4 protein-coding genes are annotated in these 4,296 nt (G+C 73.9%); 2 read left to right on the top strand and 2 right to left on the bottom strand.

The features are described from left to right. Positions 1–56: 56 nt before the first annotated feature. Positions 57–260, bottom strand: a complete 204-nt coding sequence (locus ACWGIU_RS30960; protein WP_453711369.1) for an antitoxin — start codon at positions 258–260, stop codon at positions 57–59. Positions 261–523: 263 nt separating this feature from the next. Here ACWGIU_RS30960 and ACWGIU_RS30955 point away from each other — a divergent pair, with 263 nt between their 5' ends. Beyond that, positions 524–2,566 (top strand): bifunctional glycosyltransferase 87/phosphatase PAP2 family protein, encoded by a 2,043-nt coding sequence (locus ACWGIU_RS30955; RefSeq protein WP_453711367.1) that lies wholly within the window; start codon positions 524–526, stop codon positions 2,564–2,566. 70 nt (positions 2,567–2,636) lie between these two features. Here the strand turns inward: ACWGIU_RS30955 and ACWGIU_RS30950 are convergent, their stop codons facing one another. Continuing rightward, on the bottom strand, positions 2,637–3,578 hold the full coding sequence (locus ACWGIU_RS30950; protein WP_453711366.1) for a GlxA family transcriptional regulator: 942 nt from the start codon (positions 3,576–3,578) through the stop codon (positions 2,637–2,639). A gap of 108 nt (positions 3,579–3,686) precedes the next feature. On the opposite strand from ACWGIU_RS30950, the gene ACWGIU_RS30945 reads away from it, so the two are divergent. Then, positions 3,687–4,202 carry a PaaI family thioesterase gene (locus ACWGIU_RS30945; protein WP_453711364.1) on the top strand — a complete coding sequence of 172 codons (516 nt, stop codon included), beginning with the start codon at positions 3,687–3,689 and terminating at the stop codon, positions 4,200–4,202. Positions 4,203–4,296: the final 94 nt, after the last annotated feature.

The raw sequence follows: 4,296 nt of genomic DNA, 5'->3' as shown, positions 1-4,296 counted from the left end.
CCATGGTGCGGTCCCTGCGTTGTGGTCCCTGCGCTCCGCAGGTCCGGACGTCCGATTCAGGGCTGCGGCGGGCGACCCTCCCCGGCCGTGGGCGGCTCCTTGCCGATCTGTTCGCCGAGCTTCTGCTGTGCCGTGTCGACGTGGCTCTGGTACTTGTTCCCGGTCCTCGCGTCGAAGGCGTCCCCGGTCTTCTCGACGCCCTGGCGGGCCTGGTCAGGGTGCCCCTTGATGAGGCCCTTGAGCTTGTCAAGCATGGACATGAGCCATCCTCTCCACGGAATGCCGGTCCCCCTCAGCTTCGCCATGAAGTCCGGTGTCCGCACCCCGAGAGCCCGCGGGTCCCCGGCCCGGCCGGGCGGCCGGTCGAGGAACGGACGGTCCGGGACGGCGGGCCCGCCGGTCTTCGCGATGTCCGTGAGGGCCGTCCAACACATCCCGTGGGGGATATCGTCGTGCGGGTAATGGAGCGCGGCAGCCAGGCGAAGTCAGGGTTGCGGTCAACATGGCGGGAGGCCGGCGAGGCGTGGCTAACGCGGCAGAGCACAGCGATGCGGACGGACATGCCGGAGTCATAGGCGATCACGGCAGGCTCGGGGCGGCCCGGCTCCTCCTGTGGGCGCTGGCCGGTGCTCTCGCCGTCAGACAGGCCGCCGCCGTACTGCGGGTGCCACCGGGCGAGTGGCTGAGCGGCTTCCACCTCCCCGGCGGCCTGCCCGGATCGGTGTACGAAACCGGCCAGTTCTCCGGCACCCCCTTCGCCGGTCTGGTCCTCAAGCCGCTGGTCGGCCTCGCCGCCCCGTCGCTGGAGGTCGCCTGGACCTGCGTGACGTTGCTGTGCGTCGCCGCCATCGGGCTCGTCGCCGCCCGCGGCCTGCCCGACCCGGTGCCGCGACGCACCGCGCTGCTCGCCGCACCCGTGCTCACCGCGCTGATGATGGTCTCGCTGCCCGTCCGCGAGGCCGCCTCGCCCGGCCGAACCGCCGTCCTGCCCGTGCTGTTGGTGCTGCTCGCCGTGTTCCGCGTGCCCGGCGACCGGCCAGCCGGGTTCCTCGTCGGCCTCGCCGCCGCGCTCCAGCCCGCGCTGCTGCTGTTCGCCCCGCTGCTGTGGCTGACGGGGCGCCGCCCCACCGCGCGCACCGCCGCCGTGACCTTCGCCGGAGCCACCGCGCTGTCGTGGGCGGCCATGCCGCGCGACTCGTGGACGTACTGGGTGGAGCACCTGGCCGGTACCGGCCTCGGCGGCGCCCCCGAGGGCCTCGCCAACCAGTCCGTGCACGGCGCGCTGCTGCGCCTCGGCCTGACCGGACCCGCCGAGATCCTGCTCTACGGCGCCGTCGCCGCCGCCGTCGTCTGGATCGGCCTGCGCCGCGCGGTCCGTTACGCCCGCGACGGCCAGCTGCTGCTCGCCGTCGCCGTCACCGGCTGCGTGGCCGTCGCCGTGTCCCCGGCCGGCTGGCGCCACCAGCTGCTCTGGGTGCTCCTCGCCGTCGCCGGCAAGGTGGGCAAGCGGGCCGCCGACCGGCCCGTGTGGCCGGTGGCCGTCGTTCTCGCCATGACCCTGCCGAGCACGATGCTGCTGCCCAACCTGGCCGCGCTGGCCCCCGTACGCGACAACGTGCCGCTGCTCACCGCCGTGGCCGCGGCCTGCGCGGTACCGTTCCTGCCGCGCTCGTCGGCGTACTGGCGCGAGCCCGTACCCACCGACTACGGGCAGCCCGCGGCGGCCCGCTGGGCGCGGGTGCCGCTGATGCCGTTCTGGCGGCGCGTGCTGTCCCGCCCGAACCTCCTGCTGGAACTCCTTCTGATACGGGTCGGCTACTCGATCTACTCGCACATCCGGGCTGCCGCGCCCACCAGCCGCAGCCTCGCCGAGAGCAACGGCAGCCAGATCCACGGGATCGAGCGGGTGCTGGGCATCGACATCGAACACGCCGTGAACCACGCCGTGGTGAACAGGCCCTGGCTGGAGGGGTTCTTCAACTTCTACTACACCTCCTTCCACTTCGTCGTCCCGCTGACGATCCTGGCGGTCCTGTACTGGCGGCGCCCCGGCGACTACCGCTGGGCCCGCGCCTCCCTCGGCCTGGCCACCGTCCTCGCCCTCGCCGGTTTCTGGCTCTACCCGCTCGCGCCGCCGCGCCTGATGCCAGGCCTCGGCTTCATCGACACCGTGCACGGGCCGCAGGACCTGGCCAACCCCTCGTACGGGGCGATGACCGCGATCTCCAACCAGTACGCGGCCATGCCCTCGCTGCACTTCGGCTGGTCGCTGTGGTGCGGGATCGTGATCGTGGTGCTGGCTCCCAAGGGCTGGCAGAAGCTGCTGGGGGCGCTGCACCCGCTGATCACCGTGTGCGCGATCGTGGCCACCGCCAACCACTGGGTACTGGACGCCGTGGGCGGGGCCGCGGTCGTGGCCGCCGGCTTCGTACTCGTGTACATGCTGTCCGGGCCGCGAGGCCTGCAGGTGGAGTTCCCGGCGCAGCGCACGACCGGCGGGGAACGGACGACGGCCACCCCGGCCGGGACAGGCGCCGCCGAGCCCGTCGCAGGGGCGCGTTCGTAGCGGCGGACGCCGGCCGGCACGAACCGGCACGGACGGGCGGCGGGCCGGCGGGCCGGTCGCCCCCGCCGTGTCAGCCTTCGCCGCGCCGTCTGCGCAGCAGGGTGCGCAGCGGTCCCGGGCTTTCGTACCCGACCCGGCGGGCGACCGCCGTCAGCGGCAGGTCCGTGGTGCGCAACAGGTGCTCGGCCTGCTCCACCCGCAGGTCCTGCACCAGCCCGACCGGTGTGCGGCCGAGCGTACGGGCGACCGCGCGCTGCAGGGTGCGCTCGCTGACGCCGAGCTCGCGGGCCGCGTCCGCGATCGGCGCCGGTTCCGCGAGCCGGGTCCGCGCCCACTCCTCGAAGGCCGCGACCAGCGGATCGTGTCGGGCCAGCGCACTGGGGATGGTGTACGCCGCCTGCGAGGCCCGGTCGTCGACGACGAGGTAGCGCCGGACCAGATCCGCCAGGGCCGGGCTGCGCGCGCCGACGAGCGACAGGGCCAGGTCGAGGTGGCCGAAGGCGGCGCCCGCCGTCGTGACGCCGTCGGAGCTGACGACCATCCGGGTCTCCTCGACGGCGACCCGGCGGTAGCGGTCCCGGAAGAGCGGGGCAAGCCACCAACTGGTCGTCGCCCGCAGCCCGTCCAGCACTCCGGCCTCGGCCAGCAGGAAGGTACCGGTGCAGGCGGTGGCCAGCGGGGTGCCGCGCTCGCGGGCCTCGGTCAGGATCCGGCGGGCCGGCCGCAAGCCGCCCGACGCCACGGCCTCGACCAGGAGGTCCGGGCGGCGTTCCATCAGCGCGGGCACCACGAGCAGGTCCGCGTCCTCGGCGACGGCGGCCGGTTCGGTGTCGATGCGATGGCCGAGCCCGGTGCGGACCCGGCGCCGCACGCCGACCGTGCGGATGTCGTAGGCGGGCGGTGGGGCGCCGGCCACCTGGCGGCGCAGCGCGTGCGCCGTGTGCAGCACGTCGAGGACGGCGGATATGCCCGAGTCGAAGACCCCGTCGAGGGCCAGGACGGCGACTTTCACTGCTCCACGGTAGCGCTGCCCCGCCGCGGACGGGGTGTCGGAAACCATGCGGAAGCTGCCGGATCCGACACTCGCGGCCGGCCCGGCGCCGCGCCTAGGGTCGTTGCCATGACCACGTATGAGACCAGCGCCGCGCTCCGCAGTCGTACGCACACCTGGCAGCAGCGGCCGGAGATGACCCCTGAGATCCTCGGCATGAGCGGCCTGGAGATCCTGCAGGCGAGCATGAAGGGCGAACTGCCCGGTGCGTCGATGATGAGCACCCTGGGCTTCCGGCTCACCGAGGCCTCGGAGGGGGCCGCCGTCTTCGAGGGGGACCCGGGCGATCACCTGCTCAACCCGATGGGGACGGTGCACGGCGGCTTCCTGGCCACACTGCTCGACTCGGCCCTCGGCTCGGCCGTGATGACCCTGCTTCCGGCGGGCACCAGCTACACCACGGTGCAGCTCGGGGTGCACATGATCCGGCCGGTGCTGGCGGACACGCCCACGCTGCGGTGCGAGGGTACGGCGCTGCATGTGGGGCGGAGCACGGCCACCGCGGAGGCGAGGGTCGTGGGCACGCGCGACGGGAAGCTCTATGCGCATGGCACGACGACCTGTGTGGTCCTGCGGATGGGGTGAGCGGCGGGGTGGTCGCGCCGTGCTTGCGCCGTGCTTGCGCCGTGCTGTGCGGGTGCGGCGGAGGCCGAAGGGGCGCCGGGGGCGTGGATGGCCC

The sequence above is a fragment of the Streptomyces sp. NPDC054840 genome, from assembly GCF_053611065.1.
The sequence above is the reverse complement of the archived record's forward strand: the minus strand, read 5'-3'. Positions and strand labels throughout refer to the sequence as shown.